Origin of the sequence: Prevotella sp. CAG:255, from assembly GCF_000431195.1 — a bacterium.
Classification (GTDB): Bacteria; Bacteroidota; Bacteroidia; order Bacteroidales; family Bacteroidaceae; genus Prevotella; species Prevotella rara.
Window position 1 is genome coordinate 1 of record NZ_HF986786.1, and the last position, 25,307, is coordinate 25,307.

11 protein-coding genes and 1 pseudogene are annotated in these 25,307 nt (G+C 50.0%); 8 read left to right on the top strand and 4 right to left on the bottom strand.

The window, feature by feature from the left end; translation table 11 throughout:
• Positions 1 to 88: 88 nt before the first annotated feature.
• Together asnA and QVO66_RS03700 are read right to left on the bottom strand one after the other, a co-directional pair.
• A complete protein-coding gene (gene asnA, locus QVO66_RS03695; RefSeq protein ID WP_021854058.1) occupies positions 89 to 1,126 on the bottom strand; it encodes an aspartate--ammonia ligase in 1,038 nt (345 codons plus the stop codon).
• A gap of 803 nt (positions 1,127 to 1,929) precedes the next feature.
• Positions 1,930 to 4,140 (bottom strand): calcineurin-like phosphoesterase C-terminal domain-containing protein, encoded by a 2,211-nt coding sequence (locus QVO66_RS03700; protein ID WP_021854060.1) that lies wholly within the window; start codon positions 4,138 to 4,140, stop codon positions 1,930 to 1,932.
• A gap of 488 nt (positions 4,141 to 4,628) precedes the next feature.
• Here QVO66_RS03700 and QVO66_RS03705 point away from each other — a divergent pair.
• The 7 genes and pseudogenes from QVO66_RS03705 to QVO66_RS03735 all read left to right on the top strand — a co-directional run.
• A pseudogene (locus tag QVO66_RS03705) lies at positions 4,629 to 5,516 on the top strand (glycoside hydrolase family 43 protein); the annotation flags it as partial.
• Positions 5,490 to 8,741 (top strand): MGH1-like glycoside hydrolase domain-containing protein, encoded by a 3,252-nt coding sequence (locus tag QVO66_RS03710; protein WP_288172554.1) that lies wholly within the window; start codon positions 5,490 to 5,492, stop codon positions 8,739 to 8,741. The pseudogene QVO66_RS03705 and the gene QVO66_RS03710, both read left to right, overlap by 27 nt.
• The gene (locus tag QVO66_RS03715; RefSeq protein ID WP_021854062.1) at positions 8,738 to 10,030 is read left to right on the top strand and encodes an alpha/beta hydrolase family protein; all 1,293 of its coding nucleotides are present in this window, start codon (positions 8,738 to 8,740) and stop codon (positions 10,028 to 10,030) included. The genes QVO66_RS03710 and QVO66_RS03715 overlap by 4 nt, the downstream gene beginning before the upstream one ends.
• Before the next feature lie 49 nt (positions 10,031 to 10,079).
• Positions 10,080 to 12,488: a glycoside hydrolase family 95 protein gene (locus QVO66_RS03720; protein ID WP_288172555.1), complete on the top strand. Its 2,409-nt coding sequence runs from the start codon at positions 10,080 to 10,082 to the stop codon at positions 12,486 to 12,488.
• A 137-nt stretch (positions 12,489 to 12,625) separates the two neighbouring features.
• Complete coding sequence (locus QVO66_RS03725) at positions 12,626 to 14,059, top strand: glycoside hydrolase family 140 protein (protein ID WP_021854064.1); 1,434 nt, start codon at positions 12,626 to 12,628, stop codon at positions 14,057 to 14,059.
• Positions 14,060 to 14,100: 41 nt separating this feature from the next.
• On the top strand, positions 14,101 to 17,901 hold the full coding sequence (locus tag QVO66_RS03730; protein ID WP_288172556.1) for a family 78 glycoside hydrolase catalytic domain: 3,801 nt from the start codon (positions 14,101 to 14,103) through the stop codon (positions 17,899 to 17,901).
• A 124-nt stretch (positions 17,902 to 18,025) separates the two neighbouring features.
• Complete coding sequence (locus tag QVO66_RS03735; RefSeq protein ID WP_021854066.1) at positions 18,026 to 20,638, top strand: glycoside hydrolase family 2 protein; 2,613 nt, start codon at positions 18,026 to 18,028, stop codon at positions 20,636 to 20,638.
• Between the two features lie 519 nt (positions 20,639 to 21,157).
• On the opposite strand, the gene QVO66_RS03740 is transcribed toward QVO66_RS03735, so the two are convergent.
• Positions 21,158 to 21,283: a hypothetical protein gene (locus QVO66_RS03740; RefSeq protein WP_021854067.1), complete on the bottom strand. Its 126-nt coding sequence runs from the start codon at positions 21,281 to 21,283 to the stop codon at positions 21,158 to 21,160.
• A 157-nt stretch (positions 21,284 to 21,440) separates the two neighbouring features.
• Here QVO66_RS03740 and QVO66_RS03745 point away from each other — a divergent pair, with 157 nt between their 5' ends.
• Complete coding sequence (locus QVO66_RS03745) at positions 21,441 to 24,530, top strand: DUF3427 domain-containing protein (RefSeq protein ID WP_021854068.1); 3,090 nt, start codon at positions 21,441 to 21,443, stop codon at positions 24,528 to 24,530.
• A gap of 301 nt (positions 24,531 to 24,831) precedes the next feature.
• On the opposite strand, the gene QVO66_RS03750 is transcribed toward QVO66_RS03745, so the two are convergent.
• Positions 24,832 to 25,305 carry a hypothetical protein gene (locus QVO66_RS03750; RefSeq protein WP_021854069.1) on the bottom strand — a complete coding sequence of 158 codons (474 nt, stop codon included), beginning with the start codon at positions 25,303 to 25,305 and terminating at the stop codon, positions 24,832 to 24,834.
• Between the last annotated feature and the right edge of the window lie 2 nt (positions 25,306 to 25,307).

Here is a 25,307-nt window from a genome sequence, read left to right on the forward strand (position 1 = left end):
GGCATTCATATTTTCACTTTTAATTCTTAATTTTTAATTGCTCAAGCCTGCTTGCGCTTTGCGCCTGCTCTTCGTTCTTCACTTAAAATTATATAATCGTCATTCCCAATTCTTCACACTCTTTTTTCATCTCTTCGGGCCAGATGCTGGCCTGTATCTCGCCTAAATGGGCTTTGTGGAGCAGCACCATGCACAGGCGGCTCTGCCCTATTCCGCCGCCGATGCTCAACGGCAGTTCACCGTCAAGGAGCTTTTTGTGGAAATACAGACTTGAGCGATGTTCCTGACCCGTCTGCTTCAACTGGCGCAGCAGTGCTTCTTTGTCAACACGTATGCCCATTGACGACAGCTCTACGGCACGGGCGAGCGTGGGATACCAGATAAGGATGTCGCCGTTGAGACCGTTGCGGCCATCGCTGTTGGGCGTGGTCCAGTCGTCATAGTCGGGAGCGCGACCGTCGTGCGGCTTGCCGTCAGACAGGTTGCCGCCGATGCCAATGATGAACACGGCGCCATACTTCTTGCATATCAGGTCTTCACGTTCTTTCACGCTCTTGTCGGGATACATCTGCAGCAGGTCTTCGCTGTGGACGAAATGGATGTCGGAAGGCAGAAACGGCTTAAGAGCCGAATAATGCTCGCACACAAGATACTCGGTGCGGAGGATGGCAGCATAGATGCGGCGGACAACGCTTTTAAGGAAGTCGAGATTGCGCTCGGCGCGCGTCATAACCATCTCCCAGTCCCACTGATCGACATAGAGCGAATGAAGATTGTCAAGCTCCTCGTCGGCCCTGATGGCGTTCATGTCGGTGTAGATGCCATAGCCCGGCTCAACGGCATACTCTGCCAGGGTGAGCCGTTTCCACTTGGCAAGCGAGTGGACCACCTCTGCCTGAGCGTCGCCAAGATCCTTAATGGGAAACGTCACGGGACGTTCCGTGCCGTTGAGGTCGTCGTTTATGCCAAGACCTTTAAGCACAAACAGCGGTGCTGTTACACGGCGGAGGCGAAGCTCCGTTGAAAGATTCTGCTGAAAAAAGTCTTTTATCATTTTTATGCCCTGCTCCGTCTGCCTGACGTTCAGCAGCGGCTTATAGTCTACAGGCCTTATCAATTTGCTCATATTCTCTCTTATTAATCATAAAATACGGCAGCAAAGATAATAATTTATTATCAATATGCAACAACAATGAACGATTTATTGTCATTATTTCAATAAATATGCAGACAAAACAGCACAAAGATCATAGAAAAGACACAAAGAAAGCATAACTGTAATTTATCTTACATATTGATTTAACAAGATGAGATTAAACGGCGACAGAATAAGATACAGGTGAAACAGTGCCATTTTTTGCGCAAAATTGTGTGCAAAAATAAAATGCAGTACATCAGAAAGATATTGAGACATAATGCATGGATGTGCAACAAGAGGAATGACGACGCCGTGCAAAAGGACACAAACGGGAAGCCAAAAGACCGCAAATCAGAAGGCGAAAGACGGCATAACGCAAAGCGAAATGTATAGTAATAAAACGGCAAAAGCATACCTTTTGCAGACCGACGGCCATAAACCGGCACTCAAAACGCATGAAAACAGGCAGCAAAAGGCACAAAGCGGACTTACCAGAAGACTAATACGGCAACAAAAGCGCGCATACACAATATGTCATTATGAAAGAGCAACACGCCATTTACTTACATTTTAACATCACACAAATCATCAGAAAACAGCCCCCGACAGCCTGAACCGCATACACAAGGCGCTAACCGGGCGCAAAGACACAAAAAAGGGCCGGGGGCTGAAAGCCCGGCCCTGTCATCACAAGAAGAAAATTCAGCAACGCTTTGCTTATATTATGCAAAAAAAATATCTGTTCACGGCATTAAGCCTTGGCGCAAGCCACATGACGGCAGAGCCGCTGTCTACTTGCCTATCCATCCGAACATTCTGTCGGGATAGTTGGTTATGATGGCATTCACGCCCGCCTTAACCATCTTCTGCGCATCGGTCTTGGTGTCCACGGTGTAAGGAATGACGCGCATTCCGGCAGACTTTGCCTTTGTTACGAAGGCTGCGTTGACCATGGGATAGTCGGGACCGACGGCATAAGGCACGAAGCCGAGCTTGGTCATGGCAGCATCATAGCCGCCCGACGTATTGTCTATCAGGTAGAGCAGGCGCATCTGCGGATACTTGGCATGGAGATACTTCAGCGTGCGCACGTCGAAGCTCTGCACGAGCAGGCGCGAACCGAGGTTGCGGGTGCTGAGAGCCTTTACACACTGGTCGGCAAAGGTCTTGTAGTCGGGCGTAAGCTTGCCGTCAAGAGCGGCGTCAGACTTGATTTCTATAGTGTATCTTACAGGCGCAAGGCGGTGCTGACGGCAGTAAGTTTCAACAGAATCGATTAGCGCCGTCACCATAGGCACATGTGTGTAGAGGCGCTTGCTGTCGGGGAAGGCAGGATCTTTTACGTTGCCGATGACCTTTGCCGAAAGCTGTTTCCATGTGAGCGAATAGATGGGATACTTCTGTCCGTAGCCTTTGATATAGGGATCGTGCGAAACCACCACTACCCCGTCCTTGGTTACGTGCAGGTCCATCTCAAGGTCGGTTACGCCGAGCTTCACTGCATTGAGCATTGCCTCGATGGTGTTCTCGGGATAAAGTCCGGCACCTCCGCGGTGAGCTATGACAGAGACGCGAGGTCTGATGACGTCAGAGACGGTGCGACCGAAGCGGTTGGTCATAACCACCTTTATCTCCTTATAGTTGCCCACGGGCTTGCATCTGAACAGGTGCGACGTGTTGGCGGGGCGTCCGGCAGCAAGCGTGCGCGAGCCAAACTCAAAGTCGACGCCCGTGAAGCGCTGCATGGTGCCCATCAGTTTGCCGTCCTGATACCACTCAACCTTGCATGCAGGGTCGTAGTCCCAGATGTTGGCAACGACATATCCGGGCTGCGTGCCGAAGTCGCCCTTGTCGTAGAGCGTCATCTGGCGCGAGAAGGGGAAGCCCGTGGCCTTATACTGCCACTCGACGCTGCTTCCGTTGACATCTACCACCATATATCCGTTAGGCGCTCCGCAGCGGTTGAGCCATCCGTTCCACCATGCTCCGCTGGCAGCTCCTATGTTGTGCTGATAGAGGTTGCTGTTGACCACCACGTTCTGAAAGTAATGGGTATGGCCGCAGAACACATGCACCTTGTAGCCCTCGAGCAACTTCTGCAGCGAGGCAGCCCCGCGCATGTTCTGTGCAGGGTCGTCCTTGTTCCATGCGGCAGCGTGCATGTTGAGGATGACGAGCGAGCCTTTGGGCACAAACTTCAGGTCGTTGGCGAGCCAGCGCAGCTGATTCTCCGTGAGCGTCTCAACATACGCCTTGTTGCCCTTATAGTTGATGTTCTTCAGCGTAACGACGTGAGCCTTGCCTATGTTGAACGAATAGTCGGTAGGTCCGAACACAGCCGCATAGGCCATCTCGCCGTAGGCTCCGGCACCAAGGCGCGCGTTGTTGAGTCCCTTGTAGCGCTTGTCGAAGTCGTGGTTGCCGATACACTGAAACATGGTTATCTTCATGTCCTTGAACGACGCGGCATAGCTGCGCAGCAACGGCAGATTGTCGAACACGATGTCGCCCACGGTGATGCCCACCACCTCGCGCGTCTTGCTCAGCGAGTCGACCACGGCACGCATGTCGGGCACCAGTTCGGTGTTCCATCTCTTCATGTCGGCAGCATCGAGCATCTGAGGGTCGGATATGGCTATGTAGCTGAACCTGTCGGCAGGCTTGGTGCGCTTTTCGAGCACAAAGTTGCAGCTCTTAGAGCTTACGGCCGTCCTGACGGGCACGTAGAAGCCGGAGGCTATGCCGTTCTTAGAAGGCAGCTTGTAGGCGGCCGGCGTGGAGATGCTTATAAACTTGCTGACAAACGTGTCGGTGCGCAGCGTCCAGTAGCCCTTGGCGTCTGTACGGGTGAAGGCCATGCCGTTGTTGACCACCACTCCGCTGATGCCCCTGCCCGCCTTGTCGGTAACGCGGCCCTTTACGGTAAACACGTTCACACTGGCCTGACCATTGCTCAGAAGCATCATGGTGGCCATAAGGAATAAACATATTCTCAACTTCATAGGCTTTATGTTTTTGTTTTTATACGTTCGCTCTCTGTTATGCCGCACCCGTCATCGGCAGACAACGCCCTGCGACGTGCCGCTGCATAGGCAAAACACGCACACGCCATACTGCAAAACTGCGGCTGCGGGCGGCGCAAATCCGGCGGCTTGTAAATTTTTGTACAAAATTACCAAAATATGTTTACATTGATGATGCATAAGAGGTTCAATTGCTTTAAAAAAGTATAACAAAAACATTTCTGCCGTGAAAAAGCCGTCAGAATGACCGATTTTTAAGTCTGTCAGGCACATAGGGGCACTGACGGCACGGCACAATAAGGAGCTGAGAAGATGAAAACTGGCTACGGAGGAGAAGAAAAGCACGCATTGTTACAATAAAAAATTTAAAGTTACATTAATTAATATGATTACAAACCTAAAATCTGAGCGTCATAACATAAACAAGAAAAACTGAAATGAGAAAACTTTTTTTGTCTGCCATCGTTATGTTGACAACGACGGCACCAAATCTTTCTTACGCGAAAGACATTTACGTTTCCACATCATTCCATGAGCCGGCCAACGAAGGCCTGCGCTTTATCTACAGCTATGACGGACTGAGATGGGACACCATACAGGGCACATTCCTGCGCCCGGCGGTAGGAGAACAGAAGGTGATGCGCGACCCTTCGATAGTGAAAGGACCCGACGGCACGTTCCATCTGGTATGGACATCGAGCTGGAAAGGCGACAAGGGTTTTGGTTATGCATCATCAAAAGATCTTATCCACTGGAGCAAGCCAAGACTGATAAACGTCATGACAGACCCTACAACGGTGAACGTATGGGCACCGGAACTGTTCTACGACGACGTGAAGAAGCAGTACATGATTATATGGGCATCATGCATACCGGGCAAGTTTCCCGACTATAAGGAAGACCACTACAACAATCACCGTCTGTACTACGTTACGACAAAGGACTTCAAGAAGTTCAGCAAGGCCAAGGTGCTTATCGACCCTGACTTCAGCAGCATTGACGCCACTCTCGTAAAGAGAGGCAAGGACGACTACGTGATGGTGCTGAAAGACAACTCGAGAGACCAGCGCAACATCAAGGTGGCTTTTGCCAAGTCGCCTTACGGTCCATGGAGCAAGGCGTCGGAGCCGTTCACAGAGAGTTTCTGCGAAGGTCCGTCAACGGCAATGGTCAACGGATGGTATTACATCTACTACGACTCTTACCGCCACGGCATATACGGAGCGGCAAGGACAAAGGACTTCAAGAACTTCCAGGACCAGACAGGTGCCGTAAAGTTCCCTGTAGGACACAAGCACGGAACGGTGTTCATGGCCGACGAGGAAATTGTGAAGAACCTGATAAAGGAGAACCGCGACGCCGTTCACTACACCGGAACGACCGTGGCAACGCCTGCACGACATGACGGCGGACTGTCGCCCGTGGTTGGCGTACACAGCATTCAGACTATGAGAGGCGAACAGGGATGGCTCTATAACCATCAGCCCATGATGGCATACTGGAAAGGCAAGTTCTACATGCACTACCTGACCGACCCGAGAAGCGAGCATGAGCCGCCCGGAAAGACCATGCTGCAGACTTCTGTAGACGGATACAAATGGACCAAGCCCGTTGAGCTGTTCCCTGAATACAACGTGCCCGATGGATACACCAAGCCGACATGGCCGGGCGTTGTGGCAAAAGACCTGAAGGCCATCATGCACCAGCGCGTGGGCTTCTATGTGTCTAAAAGCAACCGCCTAATTGCAATGGGCAACTACGGCGTGGCACTCACTCCGAAAGACGACCCCAACGACGGCAACGGAATAGGCCGCGTGGTAAGAGAGATAAAGGCCGACGGCACATTCGGTCCTATATACTTTATATATTATAACCACGGATTTAACGAAAAGAACACCGACTATCCTTACTACAAGAAAGCAAAGGACAAGGAGTTTGTTAAGGCCTGCGACGAGATTCTGGCTAACCCGATGTACAGAATGCAGTGGGTTGAAGAGGCTGACAGAAACGACGACATACTGCCGCTGAAGACTCCTTACAAGGCGTTCAGCGGATATACCCTGCCCGACGGACGCAAGGTGGGACTGTGGAAGCACGCGCTGACAAGCATAAGCAGCGACGGCGGAAACACATGGAGAGAACCGGCAAAGAGGGCTCACGGCTTTGTGAACTCTAACGCGAAGATATGGGGACAGCGCCTTTCTGACGGCACTTATGCCACTGTATATAACCCGGCTGAATATCGCTGGCCGCTGGCTATATCGCTGAGCAACGACGGACTGGAATACACTACGCTCAACCTGGTGAACGGCGAGGTTACGCCTGAACGCCACTGGGGCAACTACAAGAGCTACGGACCGCAGTATACACGAGGCATACTGGAAGGCAACGGAACACCGCCGGACAAGAACCTGTGGGTTACTTACAGCAACAACAAGGAAGACATGTGGGTGTCGTGCATACCCGTGCCTGTAAAGATAAAGGCTACAGAACATGCAGGAGGCAGCTTCAGCAAGTATGCCAAACTGCAGGACATGAAAGACTGGAACATCTACTCGCCGCTGTGGGCACCCGTAACGCTCAACGGCGAATGGCTGACACTGAGCGACAAGGATCCGTATGACTACGCCAAGGTGGAGAAACTGATACCGGCTACGAAGGAACTTACTGTAGACTTCGACGTTAAGCCCGCACAGAACGACCACGGACAGCTCAACATAGAGTTCCTTGACGACAAGGGCAACATGTGCGCCCGCATCGTGCTCGACTCTGCCGCAACAATGAAGGTAAAGGGCGGAGCGCGCTATGGCGGCATGCTGAAGCACTATGACGCCGGACAGACATATCATATCACAGCCAAGCTGTCGGTAGACGGACACGTGGGAACATACTTCGTGAACGGCAAGAAGGCAACGGCACGTATGTTCGACACACCCGTTGACGCCATAACACGAATAGTGTTCCGCACAGGCGACCTGTTCACAGAGCCGAGCATTGAGACTCCTGCCGACCAGTATGTTGACATGCCGCGTGCCGACGAGCAGGACAAGCTGGCATCATTCTCTATTGCCAACGTGAAGTCTGCATCGGCAGACGCCGACTCAGCATCAACAGTGCTGAAGTATGACGACTTCGCACACTATGCCGAATACTTCAACAACATGGAGGACGAGAACATCGTTACGGACATACCCAACAGCAAGTCGTCTGAATGGATGAGCAAGAACATACCTCTGTTTGAATGTCCCGACAAGGACATGGAAGAGATCTACTACTTCCGCTGGTGGTCGCTGCGCAAGCACATCAAGCGCACTCCTGTAGGACTGGGCATGACCGAATTCCTCGTTCAGCGCTCTTATGCCGACAAATACAACCTCATTGCCTGCGCAATAGGACATCACGTGATGGAGACACGCTGGCTGCGCGACTCGCCATATCTGCACCAGATACTGAACACATGGTATCGCGGCAACAACGGCAAGGCAATGCAGAAGATGAACAAGTTCAGTTCATGGAACCCTGCTGCCATATATGAGGCTTACAAGGTGCTTGGTGACACATCGTTCGTAATGGCGCTGAAGCCGTCGCTCGAAGAAGAATACGCACGCTGGAAGAGCACCAACCGACTGAAGAGCGGACTCTACTGGCAGGGCGACGTGCAGGACGGAATGGAAGAGAGCATCAGCGGCGGAAGACGCAAGCAGTATGCACGTCCGACAATAAACAGCTACATGTACGGCAACGCAATGGCTCTGGCAGAACTGAACAAGCTGGCAGGCGACACAAAGAAGGCGAAGGAATACACAATGGAGGCCGACACGATAAAGAACCTGATACAGACAAACCTCTGGAGCGAGAAGCAGTCGTTCTTCGAGACTATGAGAGGCGACACTCTGGCTGCCGTGCGCGAGGCCATAGGATTTATTCCATGGTATTTCAACCTGCCTGACGCAAAGAAATATGACGAGGCATGGAAACAGGTGGATGACGAGGAAGGATTCTCTGCACCCTACGGACTTACAACGGCAGAGAGAAGACATCCCGAATTCCGCTCACACGGAGTAGGCAAATGCGAATGGGACGGCGCCGTATGGCCTTTCGCAACAAGCCAGACACTTACAGCCATGGCAAACTACATAAACACATATCCCGAGCCTGTTGTTGGCGACTCTACATTCTTCAAACAGATGAAACTGTATGTTGAGAGCCAGCACCACAGAGGACGCCCGTATATCGGCGAATATCTCGACGAGAAGAACGGAGCATGGCTGATGGGCGACCGCGAGCGCAGCAGATACTACAACCACTCTACATTTGCCGACCTTGTGATAACCGGTATAGCAGGACTAAGACCGCAGGCCGACGGCAGCATTGTTGTCAATCCGCTCATACCGGAAGGCACATGGAACTACTTCTGCCTGGACAACATAAGCTATCGCGGCAACAACATAGCCATCGTCTACGACAAGGACGGACAGCGCTATCACCAGGGCAAGGGCCTCATGCTCTTCGTTAACGGCAAACTGGCCGCCAAGAGAGACGGTCTGGGTAAACTGACTTATAAAATAAACAAGAAATGAAACGTGTTATAATTCCGGCACTTATGCTACTGAGCATGAGTGCCGGAGCTCAAACTTTTGAAAACAAATTTACAAGACCGCTGAGCGACGTGCTCAACGACGTGTCGGCGAGATTCGGAATAAGACTGAAATACAACGTTGACACAACAGGACTGAAACTGGCGTATGCCGACTTCCGCGTGCGTCCCTACTCTCTCGAAGAGACTCTCAACAACATATTGTCGCCCTTCGACTTCAAGGCTGTTAAGCAGAACGACAAGCTGTATAAGATAAAGCCTTACGAATATCCGCGCAGACAGCCTGAAGACGGACAGAAGATGATAAGCTGGCTGACATCGCTTTACAGCAATAAAACAGAATGGGAGGCACGACGCGACACGCTGCGCAAGGAAGTGAGAGAGCGCCTCGGCATAGACAAGCTGCTGCCGCTCTGCTCTAAGGAGAAACCCGAATACTCGAAGATAAGGAAGTTTGACGGATATACCGTGCAGAACTTCAGACTGAAGACAGCGAACGGCCACACTGTGTGCGGCTCTATCTATGCCCCGACGAGCAAGGGAAAGCATCCGCTGATAATATGCCCCAACGGACACTTCAGCAACGGACGCTACGGCAAGGTGCAGCAGTTGAGACTGGGCACGCTGGCACGCATGGGCGCAATATGTGTCGACTATGACCTGTGGGGATGGGGCGAATCTGCCGACGAAGTTGGCAGCAAGGCACACCAGACACCAGAGGCTCACGTGATGCAGGCTTTAAACGGAATAAGGATACTCGACTGGATGATACAGCGCAAGGACGTTGACACCAAGCGCATAGGCGTGAACGGAGGCTCGGGAGGCGGCACTCAGACGGTGCTGCTGACTGTACTCGACGACAGATATACAGCTGCCAATCCTGTGGTAAGCGTATCGTCGTGGTTCGACGGCGGCTGTCCGTGTGAGAGCGGAATGCCGATACAGTTGGCTGGAGGAGGCACATGTAATGCCGAACTGGCTGCAATGTTTGCCCCAAAGCCTATGATGCTGGTGAGCGACGGAGGCGACTGGACATCGACAACTCCCGAACTGGAATATCCTTACCTGCGGCGCATTTACGGATTTTATGGCGCTACTGACAAGGTGAGCAACATTCATCTGCCGAAAGAGCGCCACGACTTCGGCGACAACAAGCGTAACGCTGTTTATAAATTCTTTATCGACACCTTCAATCTCGACGCATCAAAGCTCGACGAGAGCAAGGTTACTATTGAAGACGAGAACGCACTAAGATTTACACCTAAGAAATAAAATGAGAAAAACACTACTAAAGACAACATTGCTGGCAGCCGTATGCCTGATGACTGCAACTGAAGGCATGGCTGAAAACAAGCATGTGCTGTGGTATGACAGACCGGCATACACATGGACAGAGGCGCTGCCGATAGGAAACAGTCGACTGGGTGCCATGATATTTGGTACGCCCGGCTCTGAGCGTCTGCAGCTCAACGAAGAGACAATATGGGCAGGAAGGCCAAACAACAACGCCAACCCGGAGGCAAAGGAGTATCTGCCGAAGATAAGACAACTGGTATGGGAGGGCAGATATAAGGAGGCGCAGGACCTGGCCACGGCACACGTGCAGGCAAACACCAACAGCGGTATGCCTTATCAGCCGTTTGGCGACCTGTATATCAACTTCCCCGGCAACGGCGAATACACCAACTACTACCGTGAACTGAGTCTCGACTCGGCCCGTGCCATAACGAGATATACAAGCAACGGCGTAACCTATCAGAGAGAATATATATCGTCGCTGGCAGGAAACGTAATAGCCATACACCTCACTGCAAGCAAGAAAGGCATGATAACCTGCAACGCGCAGATGACATCGCCGCAGCAGGACGTGACAATTAAGTCGGAAGGCAACGAGATTGTGCTGAGTGGCGTGAGCGGATGGCATGAAGGACAGAAAGGCAAGGTAACGTTTACCGGCAGGGCTACGGCTACTGTAAAAGGCGGAAGCATGCGTAGTCGTGACGGAGTGCTGCAGATCAGCGGTGCCGACGAGGCCACTATTTATCTGACTATAGCCACTAACTTCAACAATTATAAGGACATCAGCGGCAACGACACGCTGCGCTCTGAGGCGGCTCTTAAAGAGGCGCTGACGAAGGACTTCAACACTATCAAGGCGGCACACGTTAAGAAATACAAGACTATGTATGACCGCGTGAAACTGGATTTGGGCGATGATGCCTTTGCGTCAACGACAACCGACAAGCGTATTGAGTTGTTCAAGAAACAGACCGACCTGCATCTGGTTGAGACATACTTCCAGTTTGGCCGCTATCTGCTGATATGCACCTCGCAGCCGGGCACACAGCCCCCTACGCTGCAGGGTATATGGAACGACAAGATGCTGCCGTCGTGGGACAGCAAATATACTTGCAACATCAATCTTGAGATGAACTACTGGCCGGCTGAGTCGACTAACCTTACCGAACTCAACGGTCCGCTGTTCAGTCTTATCAAGGACGTGAGCGAGACAGGACACAAGTCGGCCGACATAATGTACGGTGCCGACGGATGGGTGCTGCATCACAACACCGACATCTGGCGCGTAACGGGAGCCATAGACAAGGCTCCGTCGGGTCTGTGGCCTACGGGCGGCGCATGGATGTGCCAGCATCTGTGGGAGCATTATCTGTATACAGGCGACGTTAAGTTCCTCGAAAGCGTATATCCGATAATGGAGAACGCGGCACGCTTCTTCAATCAGATTATGGTGCGCGAGCCGAAGAACAACTGGTGGGTTATCTGCCCCAGTCTGTCTCCCGAAAATCAGCACCCGTACAAGGCTACAACTGCCGCAGGCGTAACGATGGACAACGAACTGCTTTACGACCTGTTTAACCATGTAATCGATGCTGCCGACATATTGGGCAAGACCAAGACGGCAACGCTGATTGATAGTCTGAAACAGAAACTTACCGACATGGTGCCGCTGCAGACAGGACGCTGGGGACAGTTGCAGGAATGGATGGACGACTGGGACAATCCGAATGACAATCACAGACATGTGTCGCATCTGTACGGACTCTTCCCGAGCAATCAGATTTCTCCGTTCCGCACACCCGAACTCACTGCTGCCGCACGAACATCACTCATTCACAGAGGCGACCCGTCTACGGGATGGAGCATGGGCTGGAAGGTGTGTCTGTGGGCACGACTGCTCGACGGCAACCACGCATGGAAGCTGATTGGCGACCAGCTGACACTGGTGCGCAACGAGAAGAAGAAAGGCGGAACATACCCTAACCTGTTTGACGCTCACCCGCCATTCCAGATTGACGGCAACTTCGGCTGCACTGCCGGCATAGCAGAGATACTTATGCAGAGTCATGACGGCTTTGTTTATCTATTGCCTGCCCTGCCCGACACATGGAAAGACGGCTCCGTAAGCGGACTGAAAGCGCGCGGAGGCTTTGAAGTAAGCATGACATGGAAGGACAACAAGATAACAAAGGCAACGGTGAAGTCGGAACTTGGCGGCAACCTGCGCATACGTTCGGCTGTGCCTTTGAAAGGCAAAGGTCTGAAGACTGCAAAGGGCGAGAACAAGAACAGACTGTTTGAAACTCCAACGGACATCCGTCAGAAGATAAACTATCCCGATGCTATCGAAAAGATGCCGGAAGCAAAGAAGACATTTCTCTATGACATAAGCACCAAAAAGGGCGCTGTGTACACATTTGAGGCAGAATAAATGAGATGGCGGAATATGGGAATAATACAATAAAGCCCGTATTTCCGCCATTGTATTTATACGAGCCGGACATGACTGAAAAACGAATTAACCTGAAAGAGAATAATATTAACAAATTAAACATTATAAAAAGTAGTATGAATAAAAGGAAAATACTATTTATCGCAGCGCTGCTGCTAAGCGCATTGGCTGTCAACGCGGCAGGTAAGATATACAAGCCGTGGAGCAACGGACGGCTTGTTGTGTCGGAAAACAACCGCTATATTGTACACGAAAACGGTCAACCGTTTTTCTGGATGGGCAACACGGCATGGCTGCTGCCTGAACGACTGAATCGTGAGGAGGCTGAATATTTCCTTGAAAAGGATCGTTTGGCGGGATATAACGTAGAACAGATTCAGGTGCTCAACGCCATACCTACATTCAACGTGTATGGTCATGCCGCAAACAATGCTGAGTTTGACTTCAGCAAGGTGTCTAAACCGGGTGTTTACGGCTACTGGGAGCATCTCGACTATATCGTTGACGTGGCTGCCAGCAACGGCATCTATATCGCCATGGACTGCATATGGGGCTCTATGATCGACAAGATGGACGTAAAGAAGGCTGCCACTCTTGGCAAATTCCTGGGCGAGAGATACAAGGACAAGCCTAACATTATATGGATGATTGGCGGCGACATCATGGGCGACAAGAAGCCTGAGGTGTGGGACGCCATGGCAAGAGCCATTAAGAAGGCAGACAAGAACCACATAATGACATTTCATCCGAGAGGACGCACAACGTCGGCATGGTGGTATAACGACCGCGAATGGATGGACTTTAACATGTTTCAGAGCGGACACCGTCGCTACGGACAGCGTAACGGTGACGGCGACTACACCATAAAGGAGAACACAGAGGAAGACAACTGGCGCTATGTTGACATGAGTTTTGAGAAGAAACCGCTGCGCCCTGTTATCGACGGCGAGCCTTCATACGAGGACATTCCGCAGGGACTTCACGACTTCTCGGCTCCGCGCTGGATGGACTACGACGTACGCCGCTATGCTTACTGGGCTGTATTCGGCGGAGCTTTCGGCCACACCTACGGCCACAACTCTGTGATGCAGTTTATACGTCCGGGCCTGAAGGCATCGTTCGGCGCTGAGAAACCTTGGTGGGAGGCAATGGAAGATCCGGGCTACAACCAGATGAAATATCTTAAATGGCTCATGCTTAGTTTCCCGTTCACAGAGCGCGTGGCTGACCAGAGCATCGTTGTCGGACAGAACGGCGAGCGTTACGACCGCGTGATTGCAACCCGCGGCAACGACTATATGCTGGTTTACAACTACAGCGGCAAGCCTATGGGCATAGACCTGACAAAGATAAGCGGCGCAAAGAAGAACGTCTGGTGGATGAATCCGGCAGACGGCAAACTGACTTATCTCGGCGAATACGACAGCAAGGTTACTGAGTTTACTTACGACGCAGCCTATCTGCGTGGCAGCGACCGTGTGCTTATTGCCGTTGACTCAAGCAAGAATTATATCGGAAAAACTGATACGCAAATACAAGAGAAACAATGATACGCAAAGCATTCATAACGGCATTGGCTGTAGCGCTTTGTATGCCGATCATGGCAGCAAGGAAGCAAAATGCGAAGAAGTCGCAATTCCCTGTTGCCGTGACTGAACTGAAGACGGAGCGCATGGTCAATCCGATGAGTATCGACACATCTACGCCGCGACTGGGCTGGATAATAACGTCGGACGAGAACGACGTGATGCAGACGGCATGCCACATAATCGTGGCATCAACACCCGAAAAGGCGGAGAAACTTGAGGGCGACCTTTGGGACGCGACACTGCTTGGCGACAGGTCGCAGTGGGTAAGATATGAAGGCAAGGAGCTGCGCAGCAACACGCCATGCTACTGGCGCGTGAAGGTTACAACGACAAAAGGCGAGTCTGACTGGAGCGAGACGGCAATGTGGAACGTCGGACTGCTCAACGAAGCCGACTGGAGCGGACAGTGGATTGGTCTGGAGAAGGCCATGCCGTGGGACGTTGAGGACGTGCACAGCAAGCTCAGCTCGCGCTATCTGCGCACCGAGTTCAGTCTAGACAAACCCGTAAAGCGTGCTACGCTCTACATCAGCGGACTGGGTATGTATGAGGCTTACATCAACGGCAAAAAGGTTGGCGACCAGGTTCTTGCACCTGCTCCTACCGACTATCGCAAGACGGTGCTGTATAACGCGTTCGACGTTACGCAGATGCTGACCGCCAAGAACGCCATTGGCGTAACTCTTGGCAACGGCCGCTTCTACACCATGCAGCAGAAGAAGAAGCCTTACAAGATAGCCAACTTCGGCTATCCCAAGCTCCGTCTTAACCTCGTCATTGAGTTTGCAGACGGCAAGAAGAAGGTTATCTCGTCGAGCAACAAATGGAAACTGAATCCCGACGGTGCGATACGCTCCAACAACGAGTACGACGGCGAGATATATGACGCACGCAAAGAACTGGGTGCATGGACCTCTGTGGGCTACGATGACTCTAAATGGATGGCGGCAGAGCGCGTGGGCATACCTACGGGAACGCTGCGCGGAGCAATGAGTCCCAACATGAAGGTGGTGAAGACCATGAAGCCCGTGAGCGTAACTAAGCGCGGCAAGGGCTACATCATAGACATGGGACAGAACATGGCAGGCTGGATTAAGCTGCGCATAGGCGGCGTAAATGCCGGCGACAGCGTGAAGATTCAGTATGCCGAGAAGCTAAACGAGGACGGAAGTCTGTTCACAAAGAACCTGCGCAACGCGTTTACAACCGACTATTATGTTGCTGCCGGCAACGAGAACGGCCGCTGGTGGGCACCTACGTTTGTATATCACGGCTTCCGTTATGCCGAGATTACTGGTCTTGACAACGTAACTGCTGACGGCATTATAGGCGAAGTGGTAAGCGACGAGATGGAACTGACAGGCACGTTTGAATGTGCCGACACCATACTCAACAAGGTTTACAATAACGCCATGTGGGGCATCCTGGGCAACTATAAGGGCATGCCCGTCGACTGTCCGCAGCGCGACGAGCGTCAGCCGTGGCTTGGCGACCGTGTTCGCGGATGCTTCGGCGAGGCTTTCATATTCAACAACAACGCTCTCTATGCCAAGTGGGCACGCGACATAACCGAGGCTCAGCGTGAAGACGGCTGCATACCCGACGTGGCTCCTGCCTACTGGAACTATTATTCTGACAACATAACATGGCCTTCTGCACTGCCCTTCTCGCTCGAGATGATGTACAACCAGTATGGCGACGCCGAACCTATGAGCCGCTACTACGGCAACGTGAAGCGCTGGCTCGGCCACATGAAGTATCAGTATGGCAAGGACGGACTGATGCCGCGCGACAAATACGGCGACTGGTGCGTGCCGCCTGAGGACATAAAGCTGATACACAGCCGTGACCCCAAGCGCGTAACCGACGGCACTCTCATTGCAACGGCCTACTATTACAGACTGAACAAGATGATGGAGAGGTTTGCCACGATTCTTGACAAACCGGCCGACGCAGCTGAGTTCAGCGCAGAGGCAGCGCGCGTGAAGGATGCCTTCAACAAGAAGTTCCTCACCATAAACCGCAACACGGCTGAGGTGCCGGGCCTTATGCTCTATCCCGACAGTACGTTCTACGGCAACAACACGGTAACGGCCAACCTTCTTCCGCTGGCGTTCGGCATGATTGACGACGACTATGTGCGCGGCGAGGTTGAGAAGAACATCATACACAACATCATCACCCTTAACAAGGGAGCCATATCTTGCGGCGTGATAGGCGTGCAGTGGCTTATGCACGGACTAACCGACATGGGCCGCGGCGACATGGCATGGCTGCTGGCAACCAACAAGAAGTATCCGAGCTGGGGCTACATGGCCGAGAACGGAGCCACAACGATATGGGAACTGTGGAACGGCGACACTGCCAATCCGTGGATGAACAGCGGCAACCACGTCATGCTGCTCGGCGACCTCGTGTCGTGGATCTATGAGGATGTGGCAGGCATTAACTCTGACGAGAACAAGCCGGGCTTTAAGCATATCGTGATGAAGCCTGCGTTCAACGTCGACGAGATTGACGACATCAACGCGTCTTACAAGTCTATCTACGGCACAATAGTAAGCCGCTGGCACAAGAAGGCGGGCAAGCTGATATGGCACGTTGAGATTCCGGCAAACACCACTGCCGAACTGCACATGCCCGACGGCAGCATCAGGAACATCGGTTCGGGCAAATACGACATTACTGCCGACATGCCCATGACCGGCAAAGCCGTAGTTTCTGACGAGTTTCTGTATAAGTCGGCATCATTCCCCGAGTGCCATTCTGCCACGATAGCAGAGACAAGCAAGGGCGACCTTGTGGCAACTTACTTCGGCGGAACAAAGGAGCGCAATCCTGATGTGTGCATCTGGGTGAGCCGCAAGCCTAAAGGCTCTACAGAATGGCTGGCGCCTCAGCTCGTGGCCGACGGCGTGTTCAAGACAGGAAGTGAAGAAGCCAAACTGGCTGGTCTGTCAGGACTCGACAGCACCAACGCCCCGGCAGCCAAAGGACCTATACTCGACAAGAAGATAAGAAAGAATCCTGAGGGCTATCAGCGCAAGGCCTGCTGGAATCCGGTGATATATCAGATACCCGGAGGCGACCTTGTTATATATTTCAAGATTGGCAACAAGGTGGCCGACTGGACAGGCTGGATGGTACGCTCTAAGGACGGCGGCAAGACATGGAGCAAGCGTGAGCCGCTGCAGGAGGGCTATCTCGGTCCGATAAAGAACAAGCCCATAATGAGCAAAGGACGCATCATTGCGCCTACAAGTATTGAGGAAGGCGGATGGCGCCTGTATTTTGAATACTCTGACGACATGGGCAAGACATGGAAACGCACCGACTTTGTTAAGGCCGACGATGGCGTAAAGGCCATTCAGCCGTCAATAATGGTGCTCAACGACGGCCGACTGGCTGCCGTGGCACGCACACGCAGCGAGCACATAGGCATAACCTACAGCTCTGACAACGGACTGACATGGAGCAAACTGCAACTTATTGACACTCCAAACAATAATAGCGGTCTGGATGCCGTTACATTAAAAGACGGCTCTCATGTGCTTATATGCAACGACCGCCCAATACCCAAGGGCATAAAGAACGGCAAGGGAGCGCGCACTCCGCTGTCGGTGATGAAGTCTGACAACGGCACCGACTGGAAGCACTGGATAACGCTCGAGGAGTCGCCCGTAAGCCAGTATTCTTATCCTTCGATAATCCAGACATCCGACGGAAAGATTCACTGCATCTACACATGGCGCCGCCAGCGCATCAAGCATGTGGTGATAGACCCAAAGGTGTCTGCCGAATAACTTTAAAGACATACCCGCAACCGCGAGCCATGGGAATGTACACGAGGCAGACGGCCGCAGTGATATTGCACCATGCCCGGTGCGGGTTTTCTTTTTATCAAAGCATCAATTTAATCAGCATAACATGAAAAAGATTTTTCTTTTATTATTGTTGTTCGTCTCGCTGACGGCTGGAGCCTACAAAGGCTCTTCTGTGGCAGGGCTATTCCCCCTGCAGGGCAGCGGACGCGTTATCTACAACTTCAACCAGGGCTGGCGCTTTCATCTTGGCGACGCTCAGGGTGCCGCTGCTGCCGACTTTGACGACAGCCGTTGGCAGGTGGTGTGCGCCCCTCACAGCGTAAGACTCGAGCCTGCCGAGGCAAGCGGCTGCCGCAACTATCAGGGCATTGCCTGGTATCGCAAGCATTTCACCGTGCCTACCGACATGAAGGGCAAGGATATCACGCTGCACTTTGAGGCCATTATGGGCAAGCAGGAGGTGTATGTCAACGGCAGGAAAGTGAAAGAGCATCTGGGCGGATATCTGCCCATAACCGTCAACCTGACCGAACAGGGCGTAAAAGCCGGCGACAAGTGCGTCGTGGCGGTGAAGGCCGACAACAGCGACGACAAGACTTATCCGCCGGGAAAGAAGCAGACGGCTCTCGACTTCTGCTATCATGGCGGTATGTATCGCGACGTGTGGCTCATTGGCAAGTCGCCCCTGGCAATAACAGACGCGCTCGAGGCCAACAAGGTGGCAGGCGGCGGCGTGTTCCTTCATTACGACAACATATCAGAAAAGAGTGCCGACGTGTTTGTCAACGTAGAGGTGGGCAACACATCAGCCTCAACGGTACAGCCTACTGTGGCTGTTGTTGTGAAAGACAAGAACGGAAAGCGCATCAAGTCGGTTACAAAGAAGATAAAGGTCGACGCCAAGTCGAGCGCTACGGCATATCTTGCAATGAAACTGAAGAATCCCGAACTGTGGTCGCCCGAGTCGCCTTATCTTTATAACGTTGAGATAAGCGTCATGCAGGGCGGCAAGAGCGTAGACGGCGGCATGGTGCGCATGGGCATCCGCAAGGCCGAGTTCCGCGGCAAAGACGGTTTCTGGCTCAACGGCAAGCCTTATCATCAGCTCATTGGCGGCAACCGTCATCAGGATTTTGCCTATGTTGGCAACGCTCTGCCCAACAGTCAGCAGTGGCGCGACGCCAAGCGTCTGCGCGATGCGGGCATGATTATCGTGCGTTGCGCCCATTATCCCATGGACCCGTCGTTCATGGATGCCTGCGACGAGCTTGGTCTGTTTGTCATTGTGCCCACTCCGGGCTGGCAATACTGGAACAAGGATCCTCACTTTGGCGAACTTGTTCATGAGAACACGCGCAACATCATACGCCGCGACCGCAACCACACTTGTGTGCTGATGTGGGAGCCTATACTCAATGAGACGCGCTATCCCGAAGACTTTGCCCTGAAGGCATTGCAGATTACGCGCGACGAGTTTCCTTATCCGGGCCGTCCAGTAGCCGTTGCCGACCTTCAGTCGGCTGGTGTCAAGGAGAATTATGATGTTGTTTACGACTGGGCCGACAACATAGGCAAGGGCAACTGGCCTGAAGACAAGTGTGTCTTCACGCGCGAGTTTGGCGAGATGGTGGACGACTGGTATGCACACAACAACATCAACCGCGCGGCGCGCTCATGGGGCGAGCGTCCTATGCTCATGGCAGCCCTCTCGCTCTGCGACACCTACGGCGAGATGTACCACGGCCAGCGCCAGTTTATAGGCGGCGTGCAGCTGCGAAGGCCCGGGCCACACGGCGGTTGCCATTGGCATCCGTTCGACCATCAGCGCGGCTATCATCCTGACACTTACTACGGAGGCATATACGACGCCTTCCGTCAGAAGAAATACGCCTTCGAGATGTTCCGCTCGCAAGACCGCAACGCCGAGCCTATGGTGTTCATCGCCAACGAGATGACTCAGTTCTCCGACAACGACGTTACGGTGTTCTCCAACTGCGACAGTGTGCGCCTTACGATGTTCGAGGGCGACAAGGTGATGACTCTGCCCGTTGTTCACGACGACAATGACAAGCCTTGCGCTCCTGTGGTGTTTAAAGACTTCTGGAACTTCTGGGCTGCGCGCGAATACAGCTACAAGCAGCGCAACTGGCAGCGTGTGTCGCTCCTGGCTGAGGGCATAAAGGACGGCAAGGTGGTGGCTACTGAGAAGAAGATGCCGTCGCGCCGCTCTACCAAACTGCGCCTCTATGCCGACAAGCTCGACAAGGAACTTACAGCCGACGGCAGCGACTTCATTGTTGTTGTGGCTGAGGTTACCGACGACAACGGCAACGTTAAGCGTCTGGCTAAGGACAACATCTACTTCAGCGTTGAGGGCGAAGGCCGCATAATAGGCGACGGCGACAACATCATGGCCAACCCGCGCATAGTTGAATGGGGCTCGGCTCCCGTACTGATACAGGCAACCAACAAGCCGGGCAAGATAACCATCACGGCGCGCTCATACTACGACGGCGTGTATGCTCCCGCTGCCGACACGCTGACAATAGAGAGCGTAGCCCCCACTCTGCCGGCATGCTACACCGATAAACCTACAACAGCCGTAAACAAAGCCGCACGCAACACCGCCGAAACAAAGCAGACAATGACCGACGAGGAGCGCAAACGCACTCTCGAAGAGGTGAACAAGCAGCAGGCTGAGTTCGGCATACAGTAAGATAAGCCACACAGGCATCCCGCACAGGGATACTTCTGTAAAGAAATTTATTTCAGGAATTATCCCGTCAACATCCCCAAGCGGACGTTGGCGGGATTTTTATTTTATAGTCTGCCGACACCCCACCATGCACTCGCCTGCCCTATCGTCTGCGGCATAATTGTCCGTAAGCAGCCAACCGTTCACCAGTTCTGCTAATTCCTCAAAAAAACTCTATTGTTTTCGGTTAAAAACTCAGCCACTTTTGATGCAAAAGTGGCCCATTTACGGGTCGTAAACCTATCACTAACAGTTTGAAAGCTGCAAGACTGTTTTTGCTTAACAAACAGCTCCATTGCAGACAATTATAACGCGGACTATAAGGAAAACAACATAAAAATGTTTCAGATTTTCGAGGTGTTTTCATCATGACTGCATTTTGTGGATAAAAAACATTGGACGCACCTTGAAACTGTGCCGTTCCAAGGTGCGTCAAACATTAATATTATTATTTCTTCAATTATTCTTCTGAACTGATTTTTACATCAATATAGCAATGATATTTTTCAGTTCGCTGTCGATACCTTCGAGATACGACACCACATATTTATCTTCGCCAAATCCCTTGTATTGCTGCCACGGGTCTTCATCAATATAGGCATCCATGTTTTGGTATGCATTTGGGTGTTTGGCATAAGATATTAAACAACAATACTCAGCGAAATTTTCTGCATTACCGTTGAATATTTGTGACTATTTACATTTTAATTTGTATTTTTGCATTTGACTAAAAAATACAAACCAACAAAAGGTATCCATTCTTATGAAATTAGTTAAAGGCGTATACGAAAATATTATTTCAGAACAAGTTTCAAAAGACATTGAAGAAGCTCAAGACGAAGGACTGATATGTAAAAAGGACGATATTGATATTGCCGAATCACCATCAATACTGACAGCCTATATCAGCAAGATTATCAAAAATAAACTGAATGACGACTCCTTATCCTTAATTGAAAAGCGCAATTATATAAACAAAATAATAGAACTTATTGACGACGACAACAACGATAAGATAAAAGAACACGATAAACTATTGACTGCCGTTATCAGTAATGAGGAAGAAATAAAACTAAAAGCTACAAACAAAAGTTTGGTTCGTCCTTTATCTGGTTTTAGGGTAAGCAATCTTTTTACCGGCGGACAAAGTACGGTATCGCTGGGCAGTGAAATAGAACGAGATATAACATGCGCAGATAAGATATTTATAATCGTATCGTTTCTTCGCTTGTCTGGAATTAATCTTATATATGACGCCTTAAAGAAGTTTTGTTCTAATCCAGAACATGAACTTCGTATCATTACAACAACATATTGCGGAATAACAGAAGCCAAAGCACTGGAACGACTGGCTGCACTGCCAAATACACAGATACGAATATCTTATAATACAAGAATAGAACGACTGCATGCCAAAGCGTTTATTTTTGAAAGAAATTCGGGCCTTCATACGGCATATATTGGCTCATCGAATCTTTCAAAATCAGCACAAACTGACGGATTGGAATGGAACATCAGAATCACTAACGTTGAAAATCCGCATATACTAAAAGCTGCTATAGCAACATTTGAGCAATATTGGAACAGTCATAACTTTGAGGACTTCAACGAAGGAGGTATAAAACGTTTCTATGAACAGACAAGAAAAGAACGTGAACAGTTTAAAAGTGAAGTAGTTCTTCACCGATATTCAATATTGCCACACCAGAAACAGATTTTAGACAGGCTTCAGGCAATAAGAGAGGCCGGCATAAATAAGAACCTTATTGTTGCTGCAACAGGAACAGGTAAGACTGTTATATCTGCTTTCGACTATAAGATAAACTCTGCAAATAAAATTCCATACGGAAAGATACTGTTTGTTGCTCATCGAGAAGAAATTCTTAAACAATCACTACTTACATACAGGGGTGTGTTGATGGATGCAAACTTTGGCGACATGTGGGTAGGCAATTTCAAGCCAGGCAATATCGACCATCTGTTTGTGTCGGTACAAACGTTTAATTCCAATTATGCAGAAATATTTGAAAAGCTGCCTTCTGATTATTATGAATATATCGTAATAGATGAAGCCCATCACCTTGTTGCAAACAGTTACAGAAAAATAATAGAACATTTCGCTCCAAGAATATTAATTGGACTGACCGCCACACCAGAACGTATGGACGGACAAAGTCTCTTGCCTGACTTCTGCAACAGGATAAGTGCAGAAATACGACTGCCACAAGCATTGGACGAAGGTTTGCTTACACCGTTTCAATACCTTTGCATAAGCGACGACACAGATTTGACCGATGACGAATTAATGGCTGGAAACAAATATATATCCTCAAAGATAATTACCAAACTTTGTACCAGCCAAAGGGTTGCGCTGATCATTGATAAACTCAGGTATTATTTGGCCAATGAATACAAATGCAAGGCGTTATGCTTCTGCGCCAATACAGAGCATGCCCGCTTTATGGCTGAAGAATTAAACAAAGCCGGTTTTAAAGCTGCATCTCTGACTGTTGACAATTCGGAAGAACGACAATCTATAAACAGAAGATTTTCTAACGGCGAAATTAATTATCTATGCGTCGTAGACATGTATAATGAAGGTGTCGACATTCCGGCTGTTGATACAGTTTTGTTTCTCCGTCCTACTGAAAGTATCACAATATTCTTGCAGCAGCTTGGACGAGGATTGCGCCTTTATCCCGGCAAACAAGTATTGACCGTTTTAGACTTTGTTGCGCAACTAAATCAAAAGTATGATTACGCAAGCCGTTTCCGCAGCTTGATGACTCATACAGACAAGAACATTGTTGACCAAATTAAGAACGGTTTTACATTACTTCCGCATGGATGCTCCATTCACATGGAGGAGAAAGCGAAAGAATATGTATTGCAAAATATTAAAGCTGCAATTTATAACAGGAACAGACTTATTAATGAGCTGCGCTCTTATACCGTTTGTCCAAGTTTGTCTGAATTTATAGCTAACAACGGACAGGACATACGACTAATTTATAAGAATAACTTATGCTGGACTAAATTAAAGAAGTATGCAGGCTTTTGCGACTATAAGGAAGACAGCTATACAAAACGATATGAAAAGGGATTGGGTAAATTAATCCATTTTAATACCGCTTCTTTCCTGAAGTTCATAAAAGCAACAATAGCAAACAACTGTAATATAAGCTGTAAGGAAGAAAAAGACAAAACTTTTGCCTTAATGCTTTATTACGTTTTATACCAAGATAAAATTCAAGACCTCGGTCTCAATTCGATTGATGTAGCTATCAGGCAGCTTAACAATTATCCTTTATTCATAGAGGAGATAAAAGAAATTGTGGAATATCTTATTGACCATTTATACATCAAGACATTTTCTATCGGTTCAGGCCTGCCTGACGCCCTTGAACAATACGGCTACTACACACGTGAAGATATATTCACGATTTTTGGCAGACAAACTGCAGAGAGGCGTATGCAGGGAAGTGTAGCCGGTGCATTCAATTTTGAAGAGTATAACACTGAAGCCTTCTTTGTTACACTGAACAAATCGGATGCAGACTTTTCTCCAAGTACCCAATATGACGATTATGTTATAAGCGAATATAAATTTCACTGGCAATCACAAAATAACGATTCTCATGCCGGCCGTGGAAAAAGATTTGTTGAACAGAAAAAGAACAAAAAGAAGTTTCTGTTATTCGTCAGGGAACAGAAAAAAGACGGTTTCAACAACACCTGTCCTTTCCATTGCTTCGGATTGGTAGATTATATACGCTCATACGGCGACTTTCCAATGAATATCGAATGGAAGCTGCAAGAGCCTATAATGCCACAATATTTGAAATCGGTGTAGTAGATAAAAATAATCAATACAAGCAATATGATAAAATCTACTTTCATCGACACTACGTTTGATGGAATTGAGACGGTATAATATTGAGATTGCAGAAAATCTCCCAAATATTCACTACCTTTGTATGCCGAAGACAATATTTGTGGAAAGATGTATAGCGTTCACGACACGTTTTTTGACGAGGTAAGGCATGAGGGATATGAAACCGTGATGCCATGCGATGAGGTTACATTAAAACGACACATTGTGGCATAAAAAAGAGCGACCGAAGCCGCCCTATGTATTTTTATTCTATTTAAGATTATCGTCTCTTGATTCCAAAACGTTTCTTTTCCTTGGTAGAGAGAATATCCGTGGTTTCAAGAATGTCAAAAATACCATTCATATCTTGCTCGTTCAGAAGACCATAATACTCTCCAGAATACAATTTGCTCACAGGTATAGAGAATAACTCACCGCAATCAGCATAACTATCATATCTAAGAAACTCTGGATAATCAACAGCTTTGAGTAAATATTGGGCTGACAAATATTCCTGTGACCAGGTGGCCTGTAAATTCATGTTGGTATTTACCAACACAGAGCCGTAACATATATTATTCTTTCTGTCAACACCAATGATTATCAGTCGTTTGGGCTTTGATGTCCTATTCTTAAGCACCAATCCGTCATCAGTAGAAAGTATTGTCAAGATTAATGCGCCAGGTACAATCTTCTCGTCAGTCACCGCACGCTCGTTGCGAAGATAACTGTCTTGTAGTTCCCTTAAATCCATAA

Excerpts from the sequence above, each read along its gene's own strand:
- QVO66_RS03725 (WP_021854064.1), top strand. The coding sequence starts at position 12,626 with ATGAATAAAAGGAAAATACTATTTATCGCAGCGCTGCTGCTAAGCGCA.
- QVO66_RS03735 (WP_021854066.1), top strand. The coding sequence starts at position 18,026 with ATGAAAAAGATTTTTCTTTTATTATTGTTGTTCGTCTCGCTGACGGCT.
- QVO66_RS03750 (WP_021854069.1), bottom strand. The coding sequence starts at position 25,305 with ATGGATTTAAGGGAACTACAAGACAGTTATCTTCGCAACGAGCGTGCG.
- QVO66_RS03745 (WP_021854068.1), top strand. The coding sequence starts at position 21,441 with ATGAAATTAGTTAAAGGCGTATACGAAAATATTATTTCAGAACAAGTT.
- asnA (WP_021854058.1), bottom strand. The coding sequence starts at position 1,126 with ATGAGCAAATTGATAAGGCCTGTAGACTATAAGCCGCTGCTGAACGTC.
- QVO66_RS03740 (WP_021854067.1), bottom strand. The coding sequence starts at position 21,283 with ATGGATGCCTATATTGATGAAGACCCGTGGCAGCAATACAAGGGATTT.
- QVO66_RS03715 (WP_021854062.1), top strand. The coding sequence starts at position 8,738 with ATGAAACGTGTTATAATTCCGGCACTTATGCTACTGAGCATGAGTGCC.
- QVO66_RS03730 (WP_288172556.1), top strand. The coding sequence starts at position 14,101 with ATGCCGATCATGGCAGCAAGGAAGCAAAATGCGAAGAAGTCGCAATTC.
- QVO66_RS03720 (WP_288172555.1), top strand. The coding sequence starts at position 10,080 with ATGACTGCAACTGAAGGCATGGCTGAAAACAAGCATGTGCTGTGGTAT.
- QVO66_RS03700 (WP_021854060.1), bottom strand. The coding sequence starts at position 4,140 with ATGAAGTTGAGAATATGTTTATTCCTTATGGCCACCATGATGCTTCTG.